The sequence below is a fragment of the Aneurinibacillus soli genome (assembly GCF_002355375.1).
Classification (GTDB): Bacteria; Bacillota; Bacilli; order Aneurinibacillales; family Aneurinibacillaceae; genus Aneurinibacillus; species Aneurinibacillus soli.
Genome location: NZ_AP017312.1, coordinates 2209012 through 2235130, shown reverse-complemented (window position 1 = coordinate 2235130; position 26119 = coordinate 2209012). Strand labels below are relative to the sequence as shown.

22 protein-coding genes are annotated in these 26119 nt (G+C 44.6%); all 22 read right to left on the bottom strand.

Annotated elements, in window-relative coordinates:
- Positions 1–7: 7 nt before the first annotated feature.
- The 22 genes from CB4_RS11275 to CB4_RS11170 all read right to left on the bottom strand — a co-directional run bounded on the left by CB4_RS11275 (position 8) and on the right by CB4_RS11170 (position 26090).
- Positions 8–1402: an aspartate kinase gene (locus CB4_RS11275; protein ID WP_096465893.1), complete on the bottom strand. Its 1395-nt coding sequence runs from the start codon at positions 1400–1402 to the stop codon at positions 8–10.
- 61 nt (positions 1403–1463) lie between these two features.
- Complete coding sequence (locus CB4_RS11270) at positions 1464–2135, bottom strand: reverse transcriptase-like protein (RefSeq protein ID WP_096465892.1); 672 nt, start codon at positions 2133–2135, stop codon at positions 1464–1466.
- A gap of 74 nt (positions 2136–2209) precedes the next feature.
- Entirely contained in the window at positions 2210–2848 is a 639-nt protein-coding gene (locus tag CB4_RS11265) for a hypothetical protein (RefSeq protein WP_096465891.1), read from the bottom strand.
- 85 nt (positions 2849–2933) lie between these two features.
- Positions 2934–3155, bottom strand: coding sequence for an eL34 family ribosomal protein (locus tag CB4_RS11260; RefSeq protein ID WP_096465890.1), 222 nt, complete (start codon positions 3153–3155; stop codon positions 2934–2936).
- Between the two features lie 61 nt (positions 3156–3216).
- Positions 3217–4770: an ABC-F family ATP-binding cassette domain-containing protein gene (locus tag CB4_RS11255; RefSeq protein WP_096465889.1), complete on the bottom strand. Its 1554-nt coding sequence runs from the start codon at positions 4768–4770 to the stop codon at positions 3217–3219.
- Between the two features lie 130 nt (positions 4771–4900).
- The gene (locus CB4_RS11250; RefSeq protein ID WP_096465888.1) at positions 4901–6019 is read right to left on the bottom strand and encodes a PepSY-associated TM helix domain-containing protein; all 1119 of its coding nucleotides are present in this window, start codon (positions 6017–6019) and stop codon (positions 4901–4903) included.
- A gap of 125 nt (positions 6020–6144) precedes the next feature.
- A complete protein-coding gene (locus CB4_RS11245) occupies positions 6145–7839 on the bottom strand; it encodes a putative bifunctional diguanylate cyclase/phosphodiesterase (RefSeq protein ID WP_172890866.1) in 1695 nt (564 codons plus the stop codon).
- A 175-nt stretch (positions 7840–8014) separates the two neighbouring features.
- A complete protein-coding gene (locus tag CB4_RS11240) occupies positions 8015–9079 on the bottom strand; it encodes an NAD(P)/FAD-dependent oxidoreductase (protein ID WP_096465886.1) in 1065 nt (354 codons plus the stop codon).
- 43 nt (positions 9080–9122) lie between these two features.
- Positions 9123–11342, bottom strand: coding sequence for a DNA topoisomerase III (locus CB4_RS11235; protein ID WP_096465885.1), 2220 nt, complete (start codon positions 11340–11342; stop codon positions 9123–9125).
- A 163-nt stretch (positions 11343–11505) separates the two neighbouring features.
- Positions 11506–12657: a glycosyltransferase family 4 protein gene (locus CB4_RS11230; protein WP_096465884.1), complete on the bottom strand. Its 1152-nt coding sequence runs from the start codon at positions 12655–12657 to the stop codon at positions 11506–11508.
- Between the two features lie 19 nt (positions 12658–12676).
- Positions 12677–13960: a nucleotide sugar dehydrogenase gene (locus tag CB4_RS11225; protein ID WP_096465883.1), complete on the bottom strand. Its 1284-nt coding sequence runs from the start codon at positions 13958–13960 to the stop codon at positions 12677–12679.
- Positions 13957–14988 (bottom strand): NAD-dependent epimerase, encoded by a 1032-nt coding sequence (locus tag CB4_RS11220; RefSeq protein WP_096465882.1) that lies wholly within the window; start codon positions 14986–14988, stop codon positions 13957–13959. The genes CB4_RS11225 and CB4_RS11220 overlap by 4 nt, the downstream gene beginning before the upstream one ends.
- 38 nt (positions 14989–15026) lie before the next feature.
- The gene (locus CB4_RS11215; RefSeq protein ID WP_157737939.1) at positions 15027–15701 is read right to left on the bottom strand and encodes an acetyltransferase; all 675 of its coding nucleotides are present in this window, start codon (positions 15699–15701) and stop codon (positions 15027–15029) included.
- 25 nt (positions 15702–15726) lie between these two features.
- Positions 15727–16884, bottom strand: coding sequence for a glycosyltransferase family 4 protein (locus CB4_RS11210; RefSeq protein WP_096465880.1), 1158 nt, complete (start codon positions 16882–16884; stop codon positions 15727–15729).
- Entirely contained in the window at positions 16881–18185 is a 1305-nt protein-coding gene (locus CB4_RS11205; protein ID WP_231955974.1) for an O-antigen ligase family protein, read from the bottom strand. Before CB4_RS11205 ends, CB4_RS11210 begins: the two co-directional genes overlap by 4 nt.
- An 87-nt stretch (positions 18186–18272) precedes the next feature.
- Positions 18273–19433 carry a glycosyltransferase family 4 protein gene (locus CB4_RS11200; RefSeq protein WP_231955973.1) on the bottom strand — a complete coding sequence of 387 codons (1161 nt, stop codon included), beginning with the start codon at positions 19431–19433 and terminating at the stop codon, positions 18273–18275.
- 12 nt (positions 19434–19445) lie between these two features.
- On the bottom strand, positions 19446–20882 hold the full coding sequence (locus CB4_RS11195) for an oligosaccharide flippase family protein (RefSeq protein ID WP_096465877.1): 1437 nt from the start codon (positions 20880–20882) through the stop codon (positions 19446–19448).
- Positions 20883–20946: 64 nt separating this feature from the next.
- A complete protein-coding gene (locus CB4_RS11190) occupies positions 20947–22428 on the bottom strand; it encodes a tyrosine-protein kinase domain-containing protein (RefSeq protein ID WP_096465876.1) in 1482 nt (493 codons plus the stop codon).
- Positions 22429–22458: 30 nt separating this feature from the next.
- Positions 22459–23073, bottom strand: coding sequence for a sugar transferase (locus CB4_RS11185; protein ID WP_096465875.1), 615 nt, complete (start codon positions 23071–23073; stop codon positions 22459–22461).
- Positions 23074–23107: 34 nt separating this feature from the next.
- Entirely contained in the window at positions 23108–23743 is a 636-nt protein-coding gene (locus CB4_RS11180) for a YdcF family protein (protein ID WP_096465874.1), read from the bottom strand.
- 11 nt (positions 23744–23754) lie between these two features.
- Positions 23755–24957, bottom strand: coding sequence for a glycosyltransferase (locus CB4_RS11175; protein WP_096465873.1), 1203 nt, complete (start codon positions 24955–24957; stop codon positions 23755–23757).
- Entirely contained in the window at positions 24954–26090 is a 1137-nt protein-coding gene (locus CB4_RS11170) for a DegT/DnrJ/EryC1/StrS family aminotransferase (RefSeq protein ID WP_096465872.1), read from the bottom strand. Before CB4_RS11170 ends, CB4_RS11175 begins: the two co-directional genes overlap by 4 nt.
- Positions 26091–26119: the final 29 nt, after the last annotated feature.

Below are 26119 nucleotides of genomic sequence, written 5' to 3'. Positions count from 1 at the left end.
CTCTCTGTTATGCGCGGACGTGGCTCACCGCTTCTTCACGTATAATGTTGGCATTTTTGAAAAATTCATCGTAAATTGCCTGTACAGCTTTTTGTTCCTGCACTGCCTTCACGCCAAACATCATGCTTACTTCAGAAGAACCCTGGTTAATCATCTCCAGATTAACATGAGCACGGGCGAGCGCTCCTGCCGCACGCGCTGTCGTACCAACATTATGACGCATGCCTTCGCCCACAATCATAATCATCGACAGATCATGTTCGACGACAATATCATCCACGGCCAATTCTTCTCTAATGCGCTTCACAATCCGCTCTTCTTTCTCCCCTTCAAGACCTGCGTCTTTCAGGATAACGGTAATGTCATCAATGCCTGACGGGATATGCTCATAAGATAGCCCTTCATCTTCAAGAATGTGCAACAGACGACGGCCAAAGCCAATCTCCCGGTTCATTAAATATTTACTTACATAAATGCTACAAAATCCATCCGCACTCGCAATACCGACAACTGGATTGCCGTTGCCTTTGCGCTCGAATCCAATCATCGTGCCTGGTGCGGACGGGTTATTTGTATTTTTGATGCAGACCGGAATACCAGCGCGGAATGCCGGGATCAGTGCTTCATCATGGAACACGGAGAAACCGGCGTAAGATAATTCACGCATCTCACGATAGGTCAATTCCTCAATCGCTTCCGGACTCTCTACCAGATGTGGATTCGCAGCGAATACCGAATCCACATCTGTAAAGTTCTCATATAGATCGGCTTTAATAGCAGCCGCCAAAATCGAACCCGTAATGTCAGAACCACCACGCGAGAATGTCACGATCTCACCGGATGGCGCATAACCAAAAAAGCCTGGGAAGATCATAATCTCATCACGATCACGCAGCGCCCGCAGATTGTCGTACGATTCCGGCAGCACCTGGGCGTTGCCATGTTCATCACTCACGAGAAGACCAGCGTCTTTCGGATTCACGTAGCTTGCGTTCACACCCTGGCTCTGCAAATAACGGGCAATGATCTTGGCATTATTATCTTCACCGCTTGCTTTCAATGCGTCCATAAACATCTCCGGTTTTCCGGTATCGAGCGCCATACGGGCACGCAAATCTTGTTCGATCACATTGACGATTTCATCGTCGAGACCCAGCTCTTCTGCAATCTCGCGATACCGGGCTACAACCGCTCCCAGCGCCGCTTCTGCTGCTTCACCTGCAAGGCAACGCTCAGCGAGCGCAATTAACAGATCCGTTACTTTTGTATCTTCTTTATGGCGCTTTCCGGGTGCCGATGCCACAATCAGCTTACGGGACTTATCCGCAAGTACAATGCTGCATACTTTCTTAATCTGTTCGGCACTCGCCAGTGATGTTCCACCAAATTTTGCCACCTTCATCTCTCGATCCCCCATCTACGTATATCGTATCTATTTTCGGAATACTCACTATTATACCTGATCATTCATGTATATCAAGCTGCTTTCGGCTTTGAATGCATTCTCCGGCAAGCGCTTGACCCGCAAGCATATCCGCTTCTTTATTTTCTGTACGCGGCAGTGGTTCATATACGGGTGTTAGCCCCAATTCAGAGAGCTTCGCTTCAATTCGATCGAGCCAGCGATTCTCTTCTTCCTCATACGCTGGCCAGTCGCCGGTTAACTGGTTAAATACAACTTGGGAATCTCCGCGAATAATGACAGATGTATGATGGGAACCGAGAAGCTCAAGCTCCCGCAGCAAAAGCCAGAGCGCCGCGTATTCCGCTTCGTTGTTAGAGTCAATCGAAGAAACGGCTTCATTTTTGCGAATGCGGTACTTGATCCCGTCCTGCTCAAAATAAATAACCACCCCAAGCCCGGCCATACGACGCGCCCGGTCATATCCGCCATCAAAATAGGCTGTAATGCTATGCGGTTCGGTTTCCACTTTCTTCAGAAGCTTTTCTAATTCCTTGCGCGTCCATATGTCACCATTATCTGCCACAAATTCAGGTGGCTGTACGGCCCGGCCTGTTTTCTCAATGTCCCCTGCAAAAATGAGCGCATCTTGTGCAGAAACCGGATCTGATGTAAATCGCACCCGTTTCTTGCCCACAAGGGATCGGTAGTTCCATTGAATTCGCACGTCCATATACAATACTCCCTCCATCTGAATGTACAAAAATCCCGCCTGATACGGCGGGATTTACTGTATATCCGGTATAATTACACAATGACACGGAGATGTTCTTTGCATACCTTGTGGAACTGTTTGTAAATATCCGAAAGTTCTTCGATCGTGTCCCACGTCATAATTTCATCGGCGTCATCTGCCACTGTCACAATTCCTTTATTGGACAGGTGCATGATGCCATGCTTCAATGCTACGTCCGCGTACTGCTCTCGATTCTCCTTGAATCCGGCAAGATTTGCATACTCACCTTCTGTTCCCGGCACTTGCAGCAGATACACTCCGTCAAGCGAGATAACGGTCATGATCGGTTGTTCATCCTGATCAGGCATATCTTTTGCGATTACCGCAACGCCTTCTTTTGCTTCGAGTACATCCCAGCCTTCGAATTGTTCGAACAGCTGTACGGCAATCTCCTGGCTGTATTTCTCACGCAACATATCTTTTAGAATATCGCGTACGACTTCCGCTTCCTCGCGAGTTTTGAAATATACTTCATTTCCATTCTCGATGAAGCCACCATGTGCAAGCGCTACATCGCGGTAGCTTGTGCCAAGCACTTTTTCAATATTATCATTCCGTAATAACCCTTCCCGCGCATTCACGGATACGAGATAATACGTTACTTCTTTCAAGGAATCTACGTATCGGTTTACTTTTACTGTGATTTCCACCACAAGACCTCCTAAAGAACACGGCATTGTTGAACACGCCCTAAATTAGCTTACAGTGCATTTTACCATTTCCACACCGGTTCTTTCAAACGTTTCCTTCGTTTTCAGCCATAAATACATGCGCCAGCTTTGAAAACGGATGTTCCTTGCGTACCGACTTCATTTTGTGCTTCTTCGCGCAGGCGGTGCATAAATGACCGGCAATCCCTTCGTTCTCTGCTCGGGCTGTCTTACTCCCCTCGCCATGGTACACAGCGAATCGATCCGTATCAAGCGGTTTGCCGCATGCAAGGCACGTATCCACCATTGTGCATCTTCCTTTCTTACCATGTTACAAAAGCCGGGAGACTATTCCCCCGGCTGATTTACTAGCCCTGATGCGCCCATTCTTCCACGTTCCATACCCGGGTAACCCAGTCGCTGTAAAACTCCGGTTCGTGGCAAACAAGCAGCACAGTGCCTTTGTATTCTGTAAGGGCACGCTTCAATTCTTCCTTCGCGACCACATCAAGGTGATTGGTCGGCTCGTCAAACAGAAGCCAGTTGCTTTCATCCATCAAAAGCTTGCACAGGCGGACCTTTGCCTGCTCGCCCCCGCTCAGCATGTTGAGTGGACGATTGATATGTTCGTTTTTCAATCCACAACGAGCAAGCGCCCCACGCACTTCATGCTGATTCATGATCGGGAACGAATTCCACACATCATCAAGCGCTGTTACACTTCCCGCCTTTACTTCCTGTTCAAAATAAGACGGATGGAGGAAGTCGCCCTGATACGCCGTTCCACTATACGGCTTCACCTTGCCCAAAATTGTTTTTAAGAGCGTAGATTTCCCGACGCCGTTGCAGCCAACAATCGCAATCTTCTCGCCGCGCTCAATCGTCATATTCAGCGGATTCGGCAGGAGAGCATGGGAATACCCAATCTGAATATCCTTACCTTCAAACACAACTTTTCCGCTCGCCCGTGATTCCTTGAAGGCAAACGTCGGCTTTGCCGCTGTTTCCGGACGATCAATCACATCGATCCGCTCGAGCTGCTTCTGGCGGCTTTTCGCACGGCCCGATGTCGAATAGCGTGCCTTATTACGCTGAATAAAGTCTTCTGTTTTCTTAATATATTCTTGCTGCTTCTCATAGGCATTCAAATGCTGAGACTTCGCCATATCAGCCATATCAAGAAACTTCTCATATGTTGCGCTGTAACGTGTCAGCTTCGAAAATTCAAGATGGTAGATCACATTTACTACATCATTCATAAATTCCGTATCATGCGAGATTAGCATGAACGCAAACGGATATTCTCTGAGATAGCCTTTCAACCAGTCAATATGTTCTTCATCCAGATAGTTCGTCGGCTCATCAAGCAAAAGTACATTCGGCTTCTCAAGCAGAAGCTTTGCGAGCAACACCTTCGTCCGCTGTCCGCCAGAGAGCGCCGCAACGTCCCGCTCAAGCCCGATTGCACTTAACCCCAAACCATTCGCCATCTCATCCACTTTAACGTCAAGCGTATAAAACCCACTGGCATCCAACTGATCCTGAATGTCCCCCATATCTTCAAGCAGCTTCTCGAGTTCTTCTGGCGATGCATCCGCCATCTTCTCCGAGATCACCATCAGTTCCTGTTCAAGCTCTAGCAGCGGCAGGAACGCATCTTTTAACACGTCACGAATCGTTTTGCCCGGCGTCAGTACCGTATGCTGGTCGAGGTAGCCGTAGCGCACTTTTGGCGTCCATTCTACCTTCCCGCCATCGCGTACGATCTGTCCGGTCAAAATATTCATCAACGTCGACTTCCCCACACCATTCGCACCGACAAGCCCAACATGCTCGCCTGGCAGCAGGCGGAATGATACATCTTTAAATAACGTTCGGTCTCCGAACGTATGACTTAATCCTTCAACAGTTAGTACACTCATGTTCTTGCTGTCTCCCCCTGTTTTTCTAGTTCGTTATTCATCCCTTCATCATACCTGATCAGCAGGGGGAATTCCAGCAGACAAATCGTAACAAGATGGGAAACTTTTTGATGCTTCCCATCTCTCGCAGTTACGCTGCTTGCGACTCTGTTTTGTCCTGTTTCTGCTTGCGCTTACGACGCTTAAACCACCACATATATGTACCTGTTACCGCAAGCACCGGCAAGATAAGCCCACCGATTGCATAGAGCACTTTTGTTACGATGCCACCGAATGCACCTGTATGAAGCGGAAAAAGCCAGGTCTGGTATGTAAGTCCGCTATCCACCTTCGCATCAAGCTTCGCAATCACTCGTCCGCTGTATGCGTCAAGCCAGACACGCGCATTTCCGTTGCCCGGATCATATCCGTGTGTCATCCGAACTTCAACCGCTCCTTCCGGCTGGTCTTTTTTCGGCTTCGCTGGCATGCGTACCTGAATCACCTTCGCATCCGGCACAGCCTGCTCTGCACTACGCATTAACGCATCAAGCGGCTTTTTTCCTTCTGGCAGCGGAACCGATACAAGTATCTGTTTCGCTGGACTCTTAGACGGTTTTGCTCCGAACCAGCCAAAGATCGCTTCATCATACTCAAACAGGGCTCCTGTCAAGGAAACCACGAGTAAAAACGGAACAGACCAGATTCCTAGCACCTTATGCCAGTTGTAGTGCTTCGCAAACGTGTTGGGCGAACGACGAAATGTAAAACCACGCATCCAGTTCCGAATGCCCGGCCACCATAAATAAATACCCGATACCGTAATAAAAAATAACAGAAAGCCGATGATACCCGTAATCTCTGCACCATTAAAATCTTTGAGCAACAAATACCGATGCAACTCTAAAACCCAGGTAAAAAATGATTGGTCTCCTTCTTCACCATTAATCCGACCTGTGCCTGGATCAACATACACACTAAAACTTGACTTCCCATCCTTCATCTGAAAGATATACACACCTTCTGTACTCGCTTCATCCGGTGTGTACACACGCTGCACGTCTGCTTTCGGATGTGCCTTTTTTGCGGCTGTAAGTGCTTGTTCATACGAGACAACCGGGCCAGCGCTTACGTGATACAGCTTTGGCTGAAACAGCCTTTCTATTTCGTGCTCGAATACGAGCAAGCTTCCTGTTAGCGAGATTAGAACAATAAATATTCCTGCTAGCAAGCTTAGAGCCAAATGAATCTTCCCTATTGCTTTTCGCATAAAAGTAACTCCCCTTTATAAATGATAATGATTTTCATATTTATTTATATTAGTATGGTTGATAATCGTTGTCAATTAAAAAAGAGCTGATCTACAATCGATCTGCTCTTTTGGGTTACCTATTATTATGTTGAACGTTCACTTAAAAATGTTTCAAGTTCTTGTACCGGAATTGGACGACTTAACAAGTATCCTTGTACCTCATCACATTCCTGCTCGCGCAAATACGCAAGCTGCGCCTCTGTCTCTACCCCTTCGACCACGACTTTTAACTGAAGTTTCTTCGCCATATCAATCATAGCCTGAAGAATGACTTCATCCGTCTGTGAGCACGTTACATTCTGAATAAAGGAACGATCAATTTTGAGGGTATCGAGCGGGAATTTCTTTAAATAGTGGAAGGCAGAATACCCTGTACCAAAATCATCAACGGCGATGCTTACACCAAGCTCCTTGAGCTGATGCATGATTTCTACAGCTGCATCCGCTTCTTCAATAAAGCCGCTTTCTGTCAGCTCGATTTCCAGACAAGCAGGTGAAAGTCCGGTTGCTGTCAACGCCTCCCGAATCATCTCGACACAGCGTATGTCTTTAAAATGAAGGGAAGATAAATTGACGGAAACAGACACATTCGGATAGCCTTCCAGCTGCCAGGCCCGAACCTGACGGCATGCTTCTTCCAACACCCAGCGATCGATGTCCACAATGGCTCCCGTCTTTTCCGCTAGATCAATAAAGCGACCTGGAGCTAACAGCCCGTTCTCCGGGTGGCTCCAGCGTACAAGCGCTTCGATACCCACCATGCGATTCGTACGAATATTAAACCTCGGCTGATAGTGCAAAATCAGCTGTTTACGCGACACAACATGACGCAGTTCACTGCCTAATGTCCACTGCTTATGAATGCGGGTTAAGTCTTCCGAGTAAATAAAGTAGCAGTTGCCACCGCACTCCTTAGCACGGTACATGGCTGTCTCTGCTTTTTTCATGATCTCCTCGCCACTTGCACCGTCTGTCGGGTACAGACTAATACCCAGGCTTGCGGTAACATTCATCTCGCTACCGTTCACATCAAATGGGAACATCAGCATGGCTAGCATCTCATTTGCCCGCCTATGCACCTCGTCCACCTGCTCGATGTTACGTATAAGCATCACAAAATCATCCTTATTCATTCGAGCCAGTACATCGTTTTCCGGAAGCGTATCCGCCAGCTCCCGCGCTATGCTTGAGAGCACAGTCTCACTAATCGTTCGCCCCACAGAAGCGTGCATCATCTTAAATTTGTCCAGATCAATCAATATAATCGCAAACACTGTTTCATTCTGCCGTGCTTCCTCTACTGCTTGCTGCAAAATCGTATCAAACTTTACCCGGTTCGGAAGCCCGGTCAAGGCATCATAATACTGCAAATGATTTATTTTCTTCCATGCCTGCCTGCACAATGTTATATCGAGTGAACACCCGATAAGTTCCTCGTCATCGTCTCCATCCACCAGTGATACATAGATGATTTCCTGCTCATGTACAAACTCATGCACCGTCGATTGACCGCTTGCAGCCTGATCATACTGCTTTACCAAATAATCGGCCACTTCCGATGAAAAAATCTCGTGAGGAGATCGTCCCTGTGTAGTTTCAGTGGTTAGTCCCCAATGCTTCGCCAGCCTGCCTGAAAAAAACGTATACACATATCTGCCGTCCTGTTTACGCCGGACTTTATAGACCATGTTGTGGAGGCTCTCCAGCAATGTATGACATTCTTTCATTTTTCGATACAAGTCTTGCTGTTCTTCCGCTCCATTTCGTTTTTTCTGCACGGGCTTCACCACCTTTTCCAACTGTTTCATAAAGGTTTTTTGTAATTTTTTAGTTATATTGTCACAAATTATTTTACTGAAAATTTCTTTTTTCGTCTACCTGTATCTTTATTCCTACAGAAAAAACAGGCTTCTGCGCGATCAGAATGCCTGCTTTTGCCCTGCTTTTATTCACTTAGTCCACCACCGGGAGCACCTTTAGCAAATGGCGAGCCGCCGCCATTCCAGACAACGCCGCACTTTCCACTCGCCCACTCTGCGTGGAATCATCCGGTGCAATAAACGCATCCCCCGCCAACACAAGCGGTGCCTGCAGACCCGCATCTGCAAACAGACCCGGATACGGTTTATGCACGAGTGAAAAACGCCAGCGCTTCAGCTGTGCCTCCACAATGTTCGCCCCTTTGAACCACGGAGCCGCATCTGCAAGCAGGCGGCGCATAATTTCCTCGTCCGGTTCATTAAAATGCTCCTTCGACCAGCGACCGCATGCATATACCGTAAGCGCCGTGCGAGCCGATACCCCTTTCATGCTGTTATCCACCACGAGCTGAACCGGCGAGTCCGGATGATCCGCCCGCCACAGGCCAGGTTCCGGTACCGCTGATGGACCATCTAGCACAACAAGTGCTGCGAGACACGGCAAATAGTCCACCGCCTGCAGTTCATTAAGCAGCGGCACAGGCAATTCCGTTTCACCGGCACGTAAAATATAGAGCGACTGCCGGACAGGCGCGGTCAAAATAACCGCACGCGCTTTGACACTTGCCTTAGCTCCTGGATCATACACATCTTCTGGCATCACTTCATCATACATTTGCGGCACGAAATCCTGCTCCTCAGACACCCAATCAAGCTTCCAGCCAACCGGATCCGGATGTACAGCAGTCACCCGAACACGCACGCCAATATCAAGCGGCTCCGCCAAATGCTTCGTCAGACGGTTCATCCCGCCACAGGCACGGTAGCGCACATTCGGACTACCAAACCATGGCATAACCCATCCAGCTTCTTCCCACTTGGCAACTTCTGCTGCAAACTCCGGCGAGCGCACAGTGAAATACTGCGCCCCGTGATCCAGCGTCGCATCCCCAATGCGACGCGTCGCCAAACGGCCTCCCCCGCTGCGCCCCTTATCCAGTACGACCACTTCTTCCCCTGCTTCCATCAATACGCGGGCAGCCATTAATCCAGCTATGCCCCCGCCAATGATTACGATTGGTTGTGTCGGTTTACGCATCGTATCCTCTCCCCACTTATTCCATACTCCAGTTCTCTATTCTCTAGCCCTCATTTCCCATCCGGCGTGGTGGAAAAATAAACGCAATCTTTCCGGCTACCTCATCCCATTTCAGCCGGGCATCAAATGTTTTCTCGCCTTTTTTGAACCCTTTGATTGTGTCTGTTTCCTGACCTGCAAGCAGCTTGCGGGCATTTGCCTGCGAAATCGTTTTGCCGAGCATTTTTTTCGGCAGCGTAAATTCACACTTCGTCTCCTTATAGCGCGCGCATCCGTAAAACGTGTTACGGTCCAGCATATCGCCGCCGCATTTTTTGCACACCCCTACTTTTACCGGGGCTCCCTTCTGTTTGCCTCGGCCGCGCTTCTCGGCAGACGCTACCTTGAGCGCTTCCTCATCAATCCCGGTAAAATTCCATGTCTCGGCCTGTTTCACAGCTTCATCTACGAGATGTGCCGCTAGCTTACGTGCCTGCTCCATGAACGGGGCGGACGCTACCTTGCCCTGACCGATCTCATGCAGGCGCTGCTCCCACTTCGCCGTCATTTCCGCAGACGACAAAATGCTTGCCCCAACCGCTTCTACTAACATGCGTCCCTTATCCGTCGCATACACAAGATTTTTGGAAACCTCAATGTACTCCCGGTCTTTGAGCACCGTAATAATCCCAGCCCGCGTCGCTTCCGTGCCCAGCCCTTCCACACGGTGCATGACTTTTTCCAGCTCGGCATCATCAATATGCTTACCGGCTGTTTTCATAACCGTAATCAGGTCCCCTTCCGTAAACCTCTTAGGTGGCTGGGTTTTGCTTTCTTTTACGTCGGCAGATACGACTGTCCCGTCCGCTCCCATGTGTACATCTGGCAGAAGCATCTCTTCCTCGTCGTTTTTCTCCGCTTTCTGCTTCTTCTTTTTATCGTCGAACAGCACCCGTCGCCAGCCTTCCTGTACTTCACGCTTTCCTTTCGTGCGGAAGGTGGCTCGCCCATCCACTTTTGTCACAATCGTCGTATGGTCAAAAATCGCTACATCATAGTGGGCAGCGATCAAGCGCTTCGCAATCAGCTCATACACTTTTCGCTCGTCTGTAGACAACTTCTCCATGTCGGGCACTTGTTCGGTTGGAATGATCGCGTAATGATCTGTTACTTTTTTCGGATCGACGTAACGCCGATTGTGCAGAAGCGACGACACAGGAACCGGTATGTATGGCTGATACAAAGTCTGTTGCCCAAGCTTCGTGAGAATATCCGGGAACAAAGCCGCTTCTTCTGCTGTAACATGCTGCGAATCTGATCTCGGATACGAAACGAAGCCTTTTACATACAACTGCTGGGTCACATCTAGCGTCTTTTTCGGAGAAAACTTGAACGCCTTGTTTGCCACTGACTGAAGGGCCGATAAATTGAACAAAAGCGGCGGCGGTGTTTCTTTCCGTTCCGTCTGCACATCTGCGACACGCGCAGGCTTCCCGTGACAAAACGCAGCAATTTTATGCGCCATCTCCGGATTCGCAAGGCGCGTTTCATCATCTTTGAACCACTTGCCCACATACTGCATCCCGCTCATATCAAAAGTAGCAGACACTTCCCAGAACGGCTCAGGGACGAACGATTCAATTTTTTTCTCCCGCTTGACGATCAGCGACAAGGTTGGCGTCTGAACGCGCCCGGTCGAAAACACCTCCCGAATGCCTCGCTTCTGAAACAAAAGCGAATAAACACGCGAACCGTTCATGCCAATCAGCCAGTCAGCACAAGAACGACTAAGTGCTTCTTCGTACAACGATCGCGTGGCAGACTCATCCTTGAGCGTAGCAAACCCATTCAGCACCGCTTTTTCCGTCAACGATGAAATCCACAACCGCTTAAGCGGCTTGCGTACACCGGCTAGTTGAATGATGATGCGTGTAATATATTCTCCCTCTCGCCCGGCATCACCTGCCATAATAATCTCGGTTACATCAGGACGTTTGAGAAGTGATTTGACAATCGTAAACTGTTTATATTTGGACGGGGTTACCTTATGACGAAACTGATTTGGTAAAATCGGCAGCGTTGACAGCGACCACTTTTTATACGACGGGTCATATTCTTCTGGCGGCACCAGCTCACACAAATGTCCGACTGCCCAGGTGACAATCGCACCGTCTGGAAACAGCGGGTGCGGCTTGATTTCGATATACCCCTGCCCTTTTTTCGTAGAGAACGGAGCTGCGAGCTTAGCGCCCTGATCCGGCTTCTCAGCTACTATTACTTTCACGTATGTTCTTCCTCTTCTGTTCTCTTATTTATTTTTCCCCATGCCTAATCAAACAAAGGGCTGTCTTTATCATACCTGCTAAGACAGCCCTTTTACACTATGTATTAAAAAATTCCGTACAAGGTAGGACGACTGTAAAGTCAAAAAGACGTTTACCCATCTTTTACTCTCCTGTCAATCTCCTGAACAATGATAATTGTTTGTTGATAACTTTTTCTTCATTAAAAGATTCTTCAACAATCTTCCTGCTGCACCTGCCGAATTTCTCCCTTTTTTCTTTATCTGTACACAGTAACACCATTTTTTTATACAGATCTTCTACGTCCGCTTTCTCAACAAGAAATCCGTTTTCTTCAGGAAAAACTTCTTCCCGGCATCCCCGAATATTTGTTGCAATGATTGGCTTTTCCATTGCCATCGCTTCAATAATAGATCGCGGTAAGCCTTCACGGTAAGAAGGAAGCACGAAAACATCACTAATTGCTAAAAGTTCAGGGATATCTTTGCGAAAACCAGGTGTAATAATTGCTTCATCATTAAGCATCTCCTTTAACCGCTGATAACTCTCCTGATCACGTTCACTTGTCAGACTATCTCCGATCATAAGAAGACGGGCAAAGGGAAATTCCTGCTTTATACGATGAAAAGCCTCTATAAGCTCGAAAATCCCTTTTTCTCTGACAAACCTTCCGATGAAGGAAAAGACGATACTCCCCTCTTCAATCCCTAATTCCTCCCTGATTTCCTTTTTCACTTCATTTTCAATTAGTACTGGATTAAACTTATGGAAAATATCAATCCCGTTGCTAATGTGAATGATTTTATCCTTGTCTTTAAATGATTCAGCGAGGCACAATTCATAATCTTCTCTGCTCTGCAGCAGAAGCCAATCTGTAGCATATCGTGCAAAGTACTTTTCAAGGAAATAAAAAAAGCGATATTGATATTTCGACATTCCCTCATGAAAATAGAAGCCGTGAGCGGTGTAAATAATATGTGGCGTGCCTGCCAGCTTAGCAGCAATACGCCCTAAGATAGCTGCAATTGGAGTATGCACATGAACAATGTCATATTTCTCTTTTTTTATAAGTTGATACAGGTTCCATACTGATTGTAAATTTGACCATAGGCTTATCTTTCTTTTAATAGGAATGTTTATCACTGTAAGTTGCTGCTGCCTAAGCGCTTCAAATTTTCCTGTGTCGGTACAAGCACTGTGTACAATATAGCCTTCTTTTGTAAGAGCCTGAATCAATGGTTTTAATAATGCTTCTATTGAAAGATCGATGGCGCATACCTGTAAAATTTTTTTCATCCTCTCCTCCAAACTAAGGCTACAGCCTCCAATGAATGACATCCTCAGGACATTCAAAGCTGTTTAATACACTCTTAATATCAGCTATAACCCCTTTTTGATTTACAAGAAGCGGATAAATTCCTTCCCAGCCATTTTCCACATATTCTTTATGAGCGACAGCTAAAACAATCGCATCAGCAGGCTGTAGTTCATTCACGGAAAGAAGAGAAACCCCATACTCTCGAAAGGTGTCTTCTTTATTTGCCATATTATCTGTTACCTGCACTTCAATCCCAAACTCCTGAAGCTCTTGGATAATATCTATTACACGCGAATTACGAATATCCGGCACATTCTCCTTAAACGTCATACCCAAGACCGTAACACGCGCACCTTGAATCGTGACTCCTTTTAGAATCATCTTTTTGACCAAAGATTGAGCGATAAAACTCCCCATCGTATCGTTAATACGTCGGCCTGCCAGGATAACTTCAGGATGATATCCGATACATTCTGCTTTGTATGTAAGATAGTACGGATCCACACCAATGCAATGCCCGCCTACAAGACCGGGATAAAAGGGGATGAAGTTCCACTTGGTTCCTGCCGCTTTCAGAACTTCTTGCGTGTTGATTCCTAATTTATTAAAAATAATAGCAAGTTCATTCATTAACGCTATGTTTAAATCCCGCTGTGTGTTTTCTATTACTTTTGCCGCCTCGGCTACTTTAATAGAAGACGCCTGATGCACGCCAGCTTTGACAACCGAGCCGTATACATCGGCAATTACAGCAAGCGTCTCTTTATCCTGGCCAGAAACCACTTTTGTTATCGTTTCAAACGTATGCTTTTTATCTCCTGGATTAATACGTTCAGGGGAATACCCGACAAAGAAATCTTTTCCACAGATAAACCCTGAATGTTTCTCAATCAGTGGTACACACACCTCTTCTGTCGCTCCAGGATATACGGTCGATTCATACACTATGATTGTGCCTGGACGAATATGTTTGCCTACCATCTCAGACGCTTTAATGAGCGGGGTTAAATCCGGCTGGTTCACTTTATTAATAGGTGTTGGAACTGCTACGATAATAAAGTCGCACGCTGCGAGTTTTTCCGCATTCGCTGTATATGTAATTTGTGCTTTGCTTAATTCTTCCTGGGCTACCTCTCCTGTAATGTCAATATGCTCGATCAGACATGCAACTCTCTCTGGATTAATATCAAACCCAATCACAGGGTACTGCTTTCCAAACGCTACGGCAACAGGAAGGCCCACATACCCTAATCCAACAACCCCTATCCTTCTTTTTTTCATACGTTCACCCCGTAGTATTCTTTATACCAAGAAACAAACTTTGCAATTCCCTGTTCAATGGGAGTGTTCGGCCTAAACCCGACATCCCGCATCAAGTCATCTATATCAGCATATGTCTCCGGCACATCTCCTGCCTGAAGTGGCATCCACTCTTTTTTTGCTTCTTTGCCAAGCGCTTTTTCTAGTACAGAAATAAAATCAAGAAGGTTCGTTGGCCTATTATTGCCGATATTATAAATTCTGTACGGTGCATAGCTTGTGCCAGGGTCAGGAGAATTTCCATCCCAATCTAAATTCGGAGTTGGACTTTTCTCAATAAGTCTTGCGATTCCTTCCACAATATCATCAATATAAGTGAAATCTCGTTTCATCTTCCCGTTGTTAAAAACACGAATCGGTTCTCCAGAAAGAATCGCCTTTGTAAATAAAAACAGCGCCATATCAGGCCGTCCCCAGGGACCATACACAGTAAAGAAGCGGAGTCCTGTTGTTGGCAGATTATACAAATGACTATATGAATGAGCCATTAGCTCGTTTGCTTTTTTCGTGGCAGCATATAAACTCACCGGATGATCAACATTATGATGAACAGAAAATGGCATACAAGTATTTGCACCATATACCGAACTAGAAGAAGCATAAATAAAATGACTTACTTTATAATGCCGGCATCCTTCTAATATATTCATGAAACCTACAATATTAGCATCAATGTATGCATGTGGATTTTCAAGGCTATATCTTACACCAGCCTGAGCAGCCAAATGAATAACTGTATCTATAGGATAGGTAGAAAATATATTCTCTACTTCTTCTCTCTTCTCAATTGATGTCTTGATAAATGTAAATCTTTTTTTCTGATTTATTATATTCAGCCTGGATTCCTTAAGAGAGATATCATAGTAATCATTTACATTATCAATACCGATTACGTTGTGGCCTAAGTCTAATAATCGACAGGTAAGATGAAATCCAATAAATCCGGCACATCCAGTAACAAGAGTATATTTTTGGGATTCCTTATCCATTATCTTGAACACTTCCCTCTCTTTATTTTTGTTCTTTTCTAGTCTCCCTCAACACAGGCTGGTCCCTGAAACTTCATTACTTTCGCCGGTACTCCTACCGCTGTACAATCAGCAGGAAGTGATCTGGTGACAACAGCTCCTGCACCCACAATTGTGTTCGCCTTAATCTCCACACCAGGAATTATGGCCGTACCTGTACCAACCTCCACACAAGTCCGAATCGTTACATTGCCTGAGAGATTGCTCCCAGGTAAAATCGTAGCAAAATCTTCGAGCAGTGAATCGTGCCCAATTGTACAGCCGTAATTGATCAGTACATGCTGCCCTAATGTAACATTAGTAGTTACCACACTGTTGGCACAAATCACCGAGCCTTCACCTATTACAATTTCATCCCCAACCACTGCTGTGGGATGAATCAAAGTAGCAAACTTCACCCAAGAAAACTTGTTTTTCAGATGATTCACCAGTTTTTTTCGCACCTGCACTTTTCCAATTGCACAAATCACATAAACCGAGCGATACAACTCCAATTGAAGTAGATCCAATGTGCCCAACACCGGAAACCCATTCAGCCATTGATTTGTTAAACTTTTATTTTCATCAAGATAGCCGAGTAACTCCCAACTGTTTGATTTACGATTGATATCTCTCACCAATTGAGCGATTTCACGCCCATGGCCTCCTGCTCCAATAATCAAGATTTGTTTCATAGACATCTCCCTTGTGCTACACTTATTACCCTGTTCGTCTATGTAAGGAAGAGAGTAACTCCCTTACCTGCTGCACTTGTCTCTCTATCTGAAAGTTCTCAACTATTCTTCTTCGCCCATTCCCCCCAAATTCTTCACATAACTCTTGCTTATCCATCAATTTGCCTAAGGACTCGACAATCTCGTTTTTATTTCCTTGCTCCACTAAAAAACCATTCTCTTCGTGTATAATTAATTCTTTAAGTCCTCCAACATTTGAAGCAATGACAGGCTTATGTACCGCCATCGCTTCAGCAATAATCAAACCAAAGCTCTCATCAACCAATGAAGGCAAGACAACCACATCCATCGTTTTCATAATGCTAATCAGGTCGGACTGCCAACCCAGAAAGTGGATCTCTTGTTCCAATCCATGCTTACGTACATACTTTTTCATGTTTTCCAAATAACTTTCGTCTCCACCGTGTGGCGTACTACCTGCAATGAACAGATTTACCTTACGTCCCTGCTGTCGTAACTCATGTACCGCTTCAACCAGCAAATGTACTCCCTTGATCGGTTGAATACTACAGCCAATAAAAATATTGAACGTATCACATCGCATTTGGGGGGGTGACACGACTTCTGCCTGATCAATCCCTGTCAAATCGATCCCATTATAGATCACCTGAATCTTCGTTTTATCGATCCCCGATGCTATCATTTTCCTCTTCACATCTTCCGATACAGCGATAATCTTGTCTGCCCGCTGTATCGCCCATTTATATATCGAAGTAATTTGATCTGCACTATGAAAACCATGCGCATGAAAAACAATGCTCCGACGCGCCAATAGATTACTGAGTTGGGCAATAACGAGTGATTTTTTTTGACTAATAAAGACACAGTCATACTCTCGAAAAATCTTTACCAGTCTTAAAATATAGAAGAAATACGACGGTCCAAGTAAAAACAATGCAAGTATTCGCCGTGATGGCCTATGCCAGCCAATTGCCTTCACCTTCGGCCAAATCGATGCTTTACGCACTTGAATTTGTCTTCGCCTTAGAATTTCGGTCATTTCACTGTCATAGGCATCTATATACGTTATTGAAAAAGCTTTATTTAAATGGTTTAACAGATGGAGCAAAACCGCTTGCACCCCGCCAAGCGAGGTAGTGAAATCTAAAAACAGCACCTTCATATTACACCACTCTTTTCCAATTCAATAAAAGAAACAGCAAACACATACCAGAAAAACGCCGAAGTAAACGGAGAATAAAATGAGGGCATACTCGGTCCAGCAAAAAGAAAAAGAATCAAATTGGCAAATGTTACTTTAGCAAAAATCGAACGATTCCATTGTTTCCACAGATGTCTTGTAATTACAGCGAGCATAAAGAAAAAACATCCGATACCAACTATACCCGTCTCTAACAAAGTATCCATATATTGATTATCTGTGGTCTCTATTTTTTGATTGAGCAACAAAGCATATTTCGCTACATAATATTGGCTTAAATCTGTAAAATTGGTAAAACCATACCCAAAAAGCGGACTGTCCAAAAACATATAGTAGGCAACCTGCACCGCATCAATACGAAACGTAACCGAAGTGACACTATCCCTTCCATCAAGCACATCGGTCCATCTTTGAAACAACGATGTCGTATCAAGCAGAAGATTCCCTAACAGCGCTATCGTCACCAGCAAACCGATCGCTGTTGCTTTAAACTTGAAACTTATTTCTTTCGCTTGAAACAACCAAAAGAGTAGAATTCCCACTGTAGCAATAGAGGCCGTTCGTGAACCTGATTGAATCACACCATATAAACAGATAAGCAAGCAAATATAAATCAGGATTCTAACCAGCTGGTTTCGGCGATACAGCACAAGAAGCCCCAACGAAACGTTAAATAACATCACCATCAACACTGCAAACACATTTGGATTAAAAAACAGCGAGGAAGCTCTCCCACCTGCTGAATCTGCTGATGGGAAAATGAAAGAATACATCGTTACTCCAGAAACAATCAAGACGGTAGCTAACAACGCCTTCTGCACCATTTTCCACCCGCTGTCAGAAATAAACAGGATGGCTGGAAGAAAAATCGCGTACATAGCCCATTTCTTACCTACAAGAATTGTGCCTGTAATTGCTTTCGAGAGACCCGCAAAATAAAACGCCGAAAAAAAACCTGGTACAATAAATATAAAATTGCACAATAGAATCTGTTTCAGCGAGACGGGCAAGACAACATCTTTCTTCATGAAAATCAAGAGAATTACAAATATATAAAACAGGAAAATGAGTGTGTCTAACGCCGTGATGTTAAGACCTCCAACACTAGCAAGCGGAATATGAAAAATAGAGACAAGCGGAATTAAACAAAATAAATGAGTAATCGTAATCAATTTGGTCAAATATGCGATGAGAAATAAACCGATCGCGAATATAGCCAAAAACATACTGCTCTGGGCAGTTACTAAATAACCCATCACCATCCCTAAAAAACAGAGGAGTAGAATCAGATTATTTCGTTTCGCCAGAAAACCACGCAAGTTATTTTCCAACATGCAACACCCGCTTCATTACTTGCATACAGATTCATACACTTTGACTATTTTCTCGCTCCAGGCTGTGCTGCTGTGATTTACGCGAACATATTCAAGAGCATTTTCACCAAGCAGCTTTCGTAACTCCCTATCTGCATGCAGCTTCCTAATGAGCGCAGCCAGCTCACTATCATCACCTGCTGAAAATAAGCATCCATTTTTCATATGAGTAATCATTTCTGAAAGGCCTCCAATATTAGAAGCAATCACGGGTTTACCTACACTCATTCCTTCTAAGGCAGAGATCGAACTTGCCTCAATCACTCCATTAACAGGTATGGAAGGGATAACTATTCCTTCCGCTTGGTTCATCATGGTAACCATCTCTGCTTGCTCGATGGAACCTATGAAGCGTACCTTGTTCGTAAGTCCTTCATGATCGACTAACTCTTCAAGAATCGAACGGTCTGGTCCATCCCCAACAATCCACAGCTCCATTCGCTCATCTTGCAAATGTCGAAACGCTTTGATTGCCACACCCACTCCATTCTTTGGAACCAGCCGTCTTGGGACAAGATAGAACGGTACTTCCGGTTCCTCTAAAGACAGTGGTGTAAATAAACGCGTATCAACAGCGTTTAGCAAAACGGTAATTTTTTCTGGATCAATGTTGTACTCCTCTACAATAATTTTCTTTTGTCCTGTATCAACAGCAAGAATATGCGCTGCACCCTCATACGCAATTCGCTCTTGCTCAATAATATAGGAACGTACATGTTGACTAAGCTTAGAAGCCATTTCCATTTCTTTTAATAGAGGACCGTGCACAGTAAGAACAACTGGAATGTGCATCTCTCTCAGAGAAGCTGCATAGAGCACGTCCTGGGCATGAATCAATTCAAGATTCTCACCGTTCGTTTGCATGTATTTTCTTGTTTTTGTAAAAGAGCTGCTCGTATTTGCTTTCATCAGTTCTTGTCTGACTTTGTTGTGATTACCTAGCGACTTAATTCTTGCCATTATTTTATGATAAAAACGAAGCAAATCAGGCTGCTTCACCGAAACATCGTGCCCTTTTGCTACAAGTTCGTTTTCTAGTGTTTGGACATAGGAACGAACCCCTCCTGTACCCAAGGCCAATGCTGTTCCGATCAGTATCTTCATACCTTTCTCATCTCCATACCCACCGCTTAACACGACCCTATTTGTCTATGTAAAGGATGATGTTTTTTGCTTAGCTCGTTTCTCTCTAAACTTCGTCTGAATCATTTTTCGTAAGCTTGCATCCATGCTAAGAACCAGCAACACATAAAGCAACAAAAGCAACGGAATCCCGCTTAACGGATGCAACTTCGTCAACCCTAAAGAAGCTAGAAGCAGAACCATTCCAGAAGCAAGCACATTTACTTTCGTTCCCCCCCATATCAATCTCCACCCAACCGGATTGGCACAGGAGAATGCAACTAGCAAAAACAATTCATTTATAATCGCTGCCATTCCTGCACCGATACCACCCCAGCTGTGCCCCAATGTCACATAAGTAGAGAGAGAGAAAATAACACTTACGCTAAGCAAGACCGCTCTCCTCTTTTGATAGCCCTTGGTCGTTAATGAGTCAGCAAGCGGAATTGTAATCGCCTGCAGGGAAATGAGCAAGGAGAGCACCCGTAAAATATCGGCCGCCGCTTCCCAGCCAGCACCAAACAGGAGAAATATCCACCAATCGGCAAATAAGAAGAGAACAACCCCACTCCCGATGCCGAAAAAACTCATTAACTTCACCTGCACAATGCCTAATGAAAGATGTTTTTCTTGGTCTTCTGCCCTATTTCCATACTGAAACAGCAGCGGGTAGAAAGCGGATGCAACAATTCCAGGAATAGCTAAAAAAACAGCTGGAATGCGATAAGCGGCAACAAAATAGCCGACCTGTTCTATTGTTCCAACTTGCTCAAGAATAATCGGCCCAAGCTGCGGCAATAAAATTACCGCCAAGCCACCTAAGCTGAAATAAAGTACTCCCTGTAAAATCGAGCGATCCCACCCTCTCCTAAGCGGAGAACGCTTCAACACCATAGCAATACTTAACAGGCCGCCAATCAGGCTAGAGATCCCATAGACAGAAGCCAACACTTGTAAAGGGAGTGTACATACAATTCCAACATAAAACGTACTTGCTGTAATCACTCCCGAGACAGAGGTGAGCAATGCAGTATACTTCATTTTTTGAATCACTTGAAAATATGTATTGCCAATGCCTTGCAACGCACTACCGAACAGACTAGGAACAACCATATAGTAGAGAACTTGTCTGAGCAATTCATTCTGATAGACAGCTTCGATCATCACCAACAGGATGATCGCTGTCACGAGTGTCAGGACCATTCTTGTTTTAATATAGCCACTCAGCAGCAACGATAAATCCGCCTGTTCCTTCGTCGCCTCACGAATCAGCGTTTGCGATACACCAAGATCGGTAAAATAGTTACTAATACCAATCAGAGCAACTCCGATGCCAATCATCCCGTATTGCTCTGCGCCAAGGTAACGGGCAACAGCAATCGCAGCTAATGCAGTAAAGAGACGAATAAAAACATGGCTAAACAAAAGATATACAACGTTAATAAAAACATTTTTTTTGCCCATACTGTATCCTTTCACAGATGAGATACATCTTTAATGTGGAGAATACATACACGAATGCGAGAAGTTAGTTGTGATAGTATCTATATCCCTTTATTTTTGGATGGTTTAAAACCAACCCGATAATGTTGGCATGGACATGGTCCAACAAGCTCTTTGCTTTTAACAGTATCTCTTTATTCGCTTTTCCCGCCTGAACAACGATAAGCACTCCATCTACACTCGTTGCTAATACTTGTGCATCGGCAACAGACATCAGCGGCGGTGCATCAATGAGAATATAATCGAAAGCAATAGCCATCTCTCGAAAAAATGCCTCCAACTGTTGTGAACCAAACGGCTCCTTGTTGTGATCGGGTGCTGTTCCCGCCGGAATCACAGATAATCCCTCTATGAACGTATTCTGTACGATTCCCTGATGTGAGCCGCTTTGCAAAAGATTAATAAAACCTACATCATTAGAAATGCGGAAAAAGTCATGTACTTTTGGATTTCTAAAATCTGCATCAAGCAAAAGAACCTGCTTGCCATTTTGAGCAAGAGAAGCTGCCAAATTTATCACCGTTATCGGCTTTCCCTTCCCTGGCCCAGGGTTGGTGACGAGAATAGTTCTTACTTTTGAGCCTATACCAAATTGGAGATGGTTACACAAAGTACGATATACCTCGATTACGTCTGTATTCATCTGTTTCTTCTTTTTTACGGTTTTTGCATACTTACGTTTGCGGCTTAATTCTTGCTCCAGGCCAGTAGCGATTTCATCTCGGGCAAATCGGTTATATACATCTATAGTTGGATTGTCACTTTGTTTATTAAGAGATTTAATTTTCGGGATAACAGCCAATACAGGGAGTCCTGTCGTTTTTTCAATATCGCCTGCAGCATTAATTGTGTCATCCCAGTACTCTAATAAAAGACAGATAGCCACTCCTGCAAGCAAGCCAACCAACAAACCAATGAGTGTATTTATCAATGGTTTCGGCTTCGCAGGAATCGGATGGTCCTCTACATAGGCCAGTTCAATAATATGCAGATTATCTTCTTTCATTAATCCATTGACTTGTTTTTGCGACACTTCAGCTAACGTATTTACAATCCGCACCGCTTCCTCATGCCGCTGATCCATTACCGTAATGCTGATAAGTTGTGAAGTGTTCAGTCTATTTACTGTAACTTTGTTAGTAAGCTGCTGTGGTGACATCTTGCTTTTCATTTGGATGATTGCTTGTGTCATAACGGATCTGCTTTTCATCAATTCAGCATAGGTATCAACAAGTTTCAAGTCCCGCTCAACATCTCTGACCATAGTAATTTTATTTGGCTGTGTATTGTTCACAAGTAGCAGTGCTTTCGCTTCATAGATAGGTGTGAGGTAAAACAGACTAATACAAGCTGCCGTTACTGTGGTAACGACAGTTAAGAGAACAATAATCCACAAACGTTTGAGAATTATAGAAAGCAACTGCCGAAGATCTATTGCTGTATGGTCTGTGTTTTCTTTGTGATACATCTGGTCTCCCATTATCTCTCTGTCTACCACCTTATTCATCTATAGTATATTTTGAAGAAACCACCACAATCACATCTCAAACCTTTTACTCCGCTCGGACTTTCCAGTGAATACAGGCATTGTCGCATGCCCTTTACTATTAATATCTTCCGAACGAATCACTTTAAAAAAAGTCATCATCAAAATTTTGATATCCAACCAAAAGGACTGATGGTCCACATACCAAACATCGAGGATAAATTTTTCTTCCCAAGTAAGCGCGTTTCTTCCATTTACTTGCGCCCATCCGGTAATGCCCGGTCTTACCTCATGCCTTCTTGCCTGTGTCTCCGTATACAAAGGAACATACTCCATTAGCAGCGGCCTTGGTCCAACAAGACTTAACTCTCCTCGTAAAACATTTAACAACTGCGGCAATTCATCCAGACTATATTTTCGCAAAAAACGACCAAATGATCGTAATCGTACGGTATCGGATAACAACTTTCCATTTTCGTCCCTTTCGTCAGTCATTGTACGGAATTTGTAAATATAGAAAGGGACAGCACGTAGTCCCGGACGCTTCTGCCTAAAGAACACGGGTGAGCCAAGCTTTATACGTATGAGAACAGTAATCAATAGAATTACAGGTGATAATATTGCCAATAAAATCAACGAGACAATGACATCAAGCGCTCTTTTCAAAGGCGCTCTCTCCTTTCACTTCTCTCTTCTATATCTAATAACGAACCTTATAAAAAATAATTTTCACCCACTCTTTAAGTACAATCTTACTTTTCTCCAGATCACCCCACCAATTCTCTAGTGTAGTGTCCTCTGCCGAGGCATAGCTTAGCGTGATCCCGGAATCCTTATAGACTTTATCGAACGTCATTTTCGCTCTTCTTGTATGCCAATTGCTCGTCACAACAATCGCTGATTTCCAACCTTCCTTCTCCATTAATTGTCGCGTATAGACCGCATTATCGTATGTACTTAACGCCTTGTCTTCCATCACAATGACCGAACGAGGAACCTTATATAATTCGGCGGCCTTTGCCATCTCATCGGTTATTTTTGCTCCCTTGTAATTATATCCGCCATCGGAAACAACATAGTGGACAGCATATCCTGCATGAAACAGTTGAGCAGCTCTTTTCGTTCGCTCTTTGTCGTGCTCTCCACCAAGAACCAGCACAGCGTCGCTTTTTTTCGGATTGTCTTGCACGATTAAAAACTGTGCTATTCCCTTTACTATGTCTTCTCTCCAGAACAGAACTGAGAAAATAAGAACCGCAAAGGACAGTATGTATGCTATTCTTCGGTAACTTTTCGCCCGTGTTCTTCGTCTTGTCCGTTCTCTCTCCAACCTCATTCTTGTTCCTCCTACGGCTGCAATCCACCTGCTGAACTTCGTTTGACTAATCGATAAACCTCTTCTAAAAATTCCTTTCTTCTTACATCTAACACTGATTTTTCATACGTGGACGCTTTATGAAAATTTTGCTTCACAAGCGTTTCCTCCCAATTTACGTCTTGATAAAGAGTGAAGAATAGCTGAGCCAGATGGTCATCATCCCCTGCTTCTATTAAGCAACTCTCTGGCAAAAGTTCAGGAATTCCTCCTACATGAGAAGCAAAACACGGCAATCCCCGACTCATCGCCTCAATAAGCGAACGGGGTAAGCCTTCCGTTTTGCTTGGTTGAATATATACATCAATATTGTCTAGCCAGTCAAAAACAGGCTGACCTCCTGGAATTTCTCCGCAGAATTCTACCTTTTCCCCTACGCCCAACTGTTCGGCCAATCTCCTCCACGGAGTTGTATTTCCATCGCCCAAAATTCGTAGCTTGATTGCTGGCACTCTATCTTTTAACCGAGCTACGGCTCGTATAGCTGTATCAATTCCTTTATATTTCGAACGCATAGAACCGATAAGTCCGATAACATAAGAAGAGCGTTTCTCTGTCGCACGATACAAGCGACGGTACAGCACCTCAGAGGAGACATCTGGAATCTCTACATCTGAACAACTTATCATTTTCCCACTTGTTGGGTATTTTTCCTGTAAAAATTGTTCCGTCACATAAAGGACAATGGGTGCTTGCCGTACTAAAGATTTGATACGCCATGTCATCACGGGCGCGTATACTTTTCCTTTCCAATTTCCACAATGCCAGAACGAATCCCATACGTGCCCAACCAATTCAACAGCCCATGGCTTCCCTAGCTTTTTCGCCACATGAATGGCCAACGCTCCTACTTCACTCGGAAGTCGCGCAATTACAATATCAGCATCAGCTAACGCCTTCTTCATCAGCATAATTGCTGTGGAGCGGTACTTTATCATCGCAAGCGGACTACTGATCGAGGGAACAGGTGCAAACGACACATGTGGACCACTTGATAAAGCCTGAATCTGCCTCCTCTCCCCTTCTTCCATTTCACGCATACGAGAAACAACCGTCATCTGATTAAACATTGTTAAATAGCGAGACCATAACGAATACGAAAATGCCGCACTATAATATTGGTCACTCGCCTTATCATATTGAAGGATTGTGTCATGAGCAAAAATAAGTTTCATACCATTTCTCGTATACAAGCAACAATTCGCTGTATATCTTCTTCCTCAAGTGTTGATCCAGAAGGGAAACAAACCCCGGTTGCAAACAAGTGATCGGATACACTGTACCCTTCTTTATGAGAATAATACAAACATTTTTCAAATAGTGGCTGTAAGTGAAGTGGTTTCCACACCGCTCTTGCTTCAATATTATTTTCCTCAAGCCTATCTACTAGTTCTACTGAACGAATACCACTTTGCTGCAGATCAATGCTTACTACCGTAAGCCAACGTGTTGAGTAACTGCCCTCCATCTCTGGCATAAATGAAAAACCGGGGGCATCTCCTAGTAAACGAACGTACCTATCATATATGTTCCTACGTGTACGAATGCGTTCATCTAATATTTGTAACTGTCCACGCCCAATTCCAGCCAGCACATTGCTTAAACGGTAATTATATCCCATATCGCTATGCTGATAATGCCGTGCCTGATCCCGCGCTTGCGTGGCCCAAAACCGAGCTTTATTCAGTGCTTCCGTATCATTCGATACAAGAGCACCACCACCTGATGTCGTAATAATTTTATTTCCATTAAATGAATAAACACCAAAATCCCCGAACGTTCCGCTTGCTTTTCCTTTATACGTCGCCCCTAACGATTCAGCCGCATCTTCAATAACAGGTACCCCATATCGCTTGCAAATAGAAAGTAATGGATCCATATCGGCGCTTTGTCCATACAGACTAACAATAATAACAGCTTTAGGTAACTTTTCGTTTTTTGCCGAATCCATGAAAGCTCGTTCTAATGCCTGTGGCGACATATTCCAAGAATTCGGTTCAGAGTCAATAAAGACAGGATGCGCTCCCTGATATAAAATCGGGTTTGCACTAGCAACAAATGTAAGCGTAGAGCAGAATACAACATCTCCCTCTTCTACACCCAACAAACGCAATGCCAAGTGAAGAGCCGCAGTACCTGAATTTAACGCTACAGCTCCCTTTACCCCAACATACTGTGCGAGTTCTCTTTCAAACGCATCAATATGTGGTCCGACAGGTGCAATCCAGTTGTCACGAAAAGCTTCGTCTACATATGCTTTTTCCATCTTTCCGATATGCGGGGGAGATAAATAAATTCTCTTCTTCATATATTCAGACCCTTTTTATCATTTTTTAA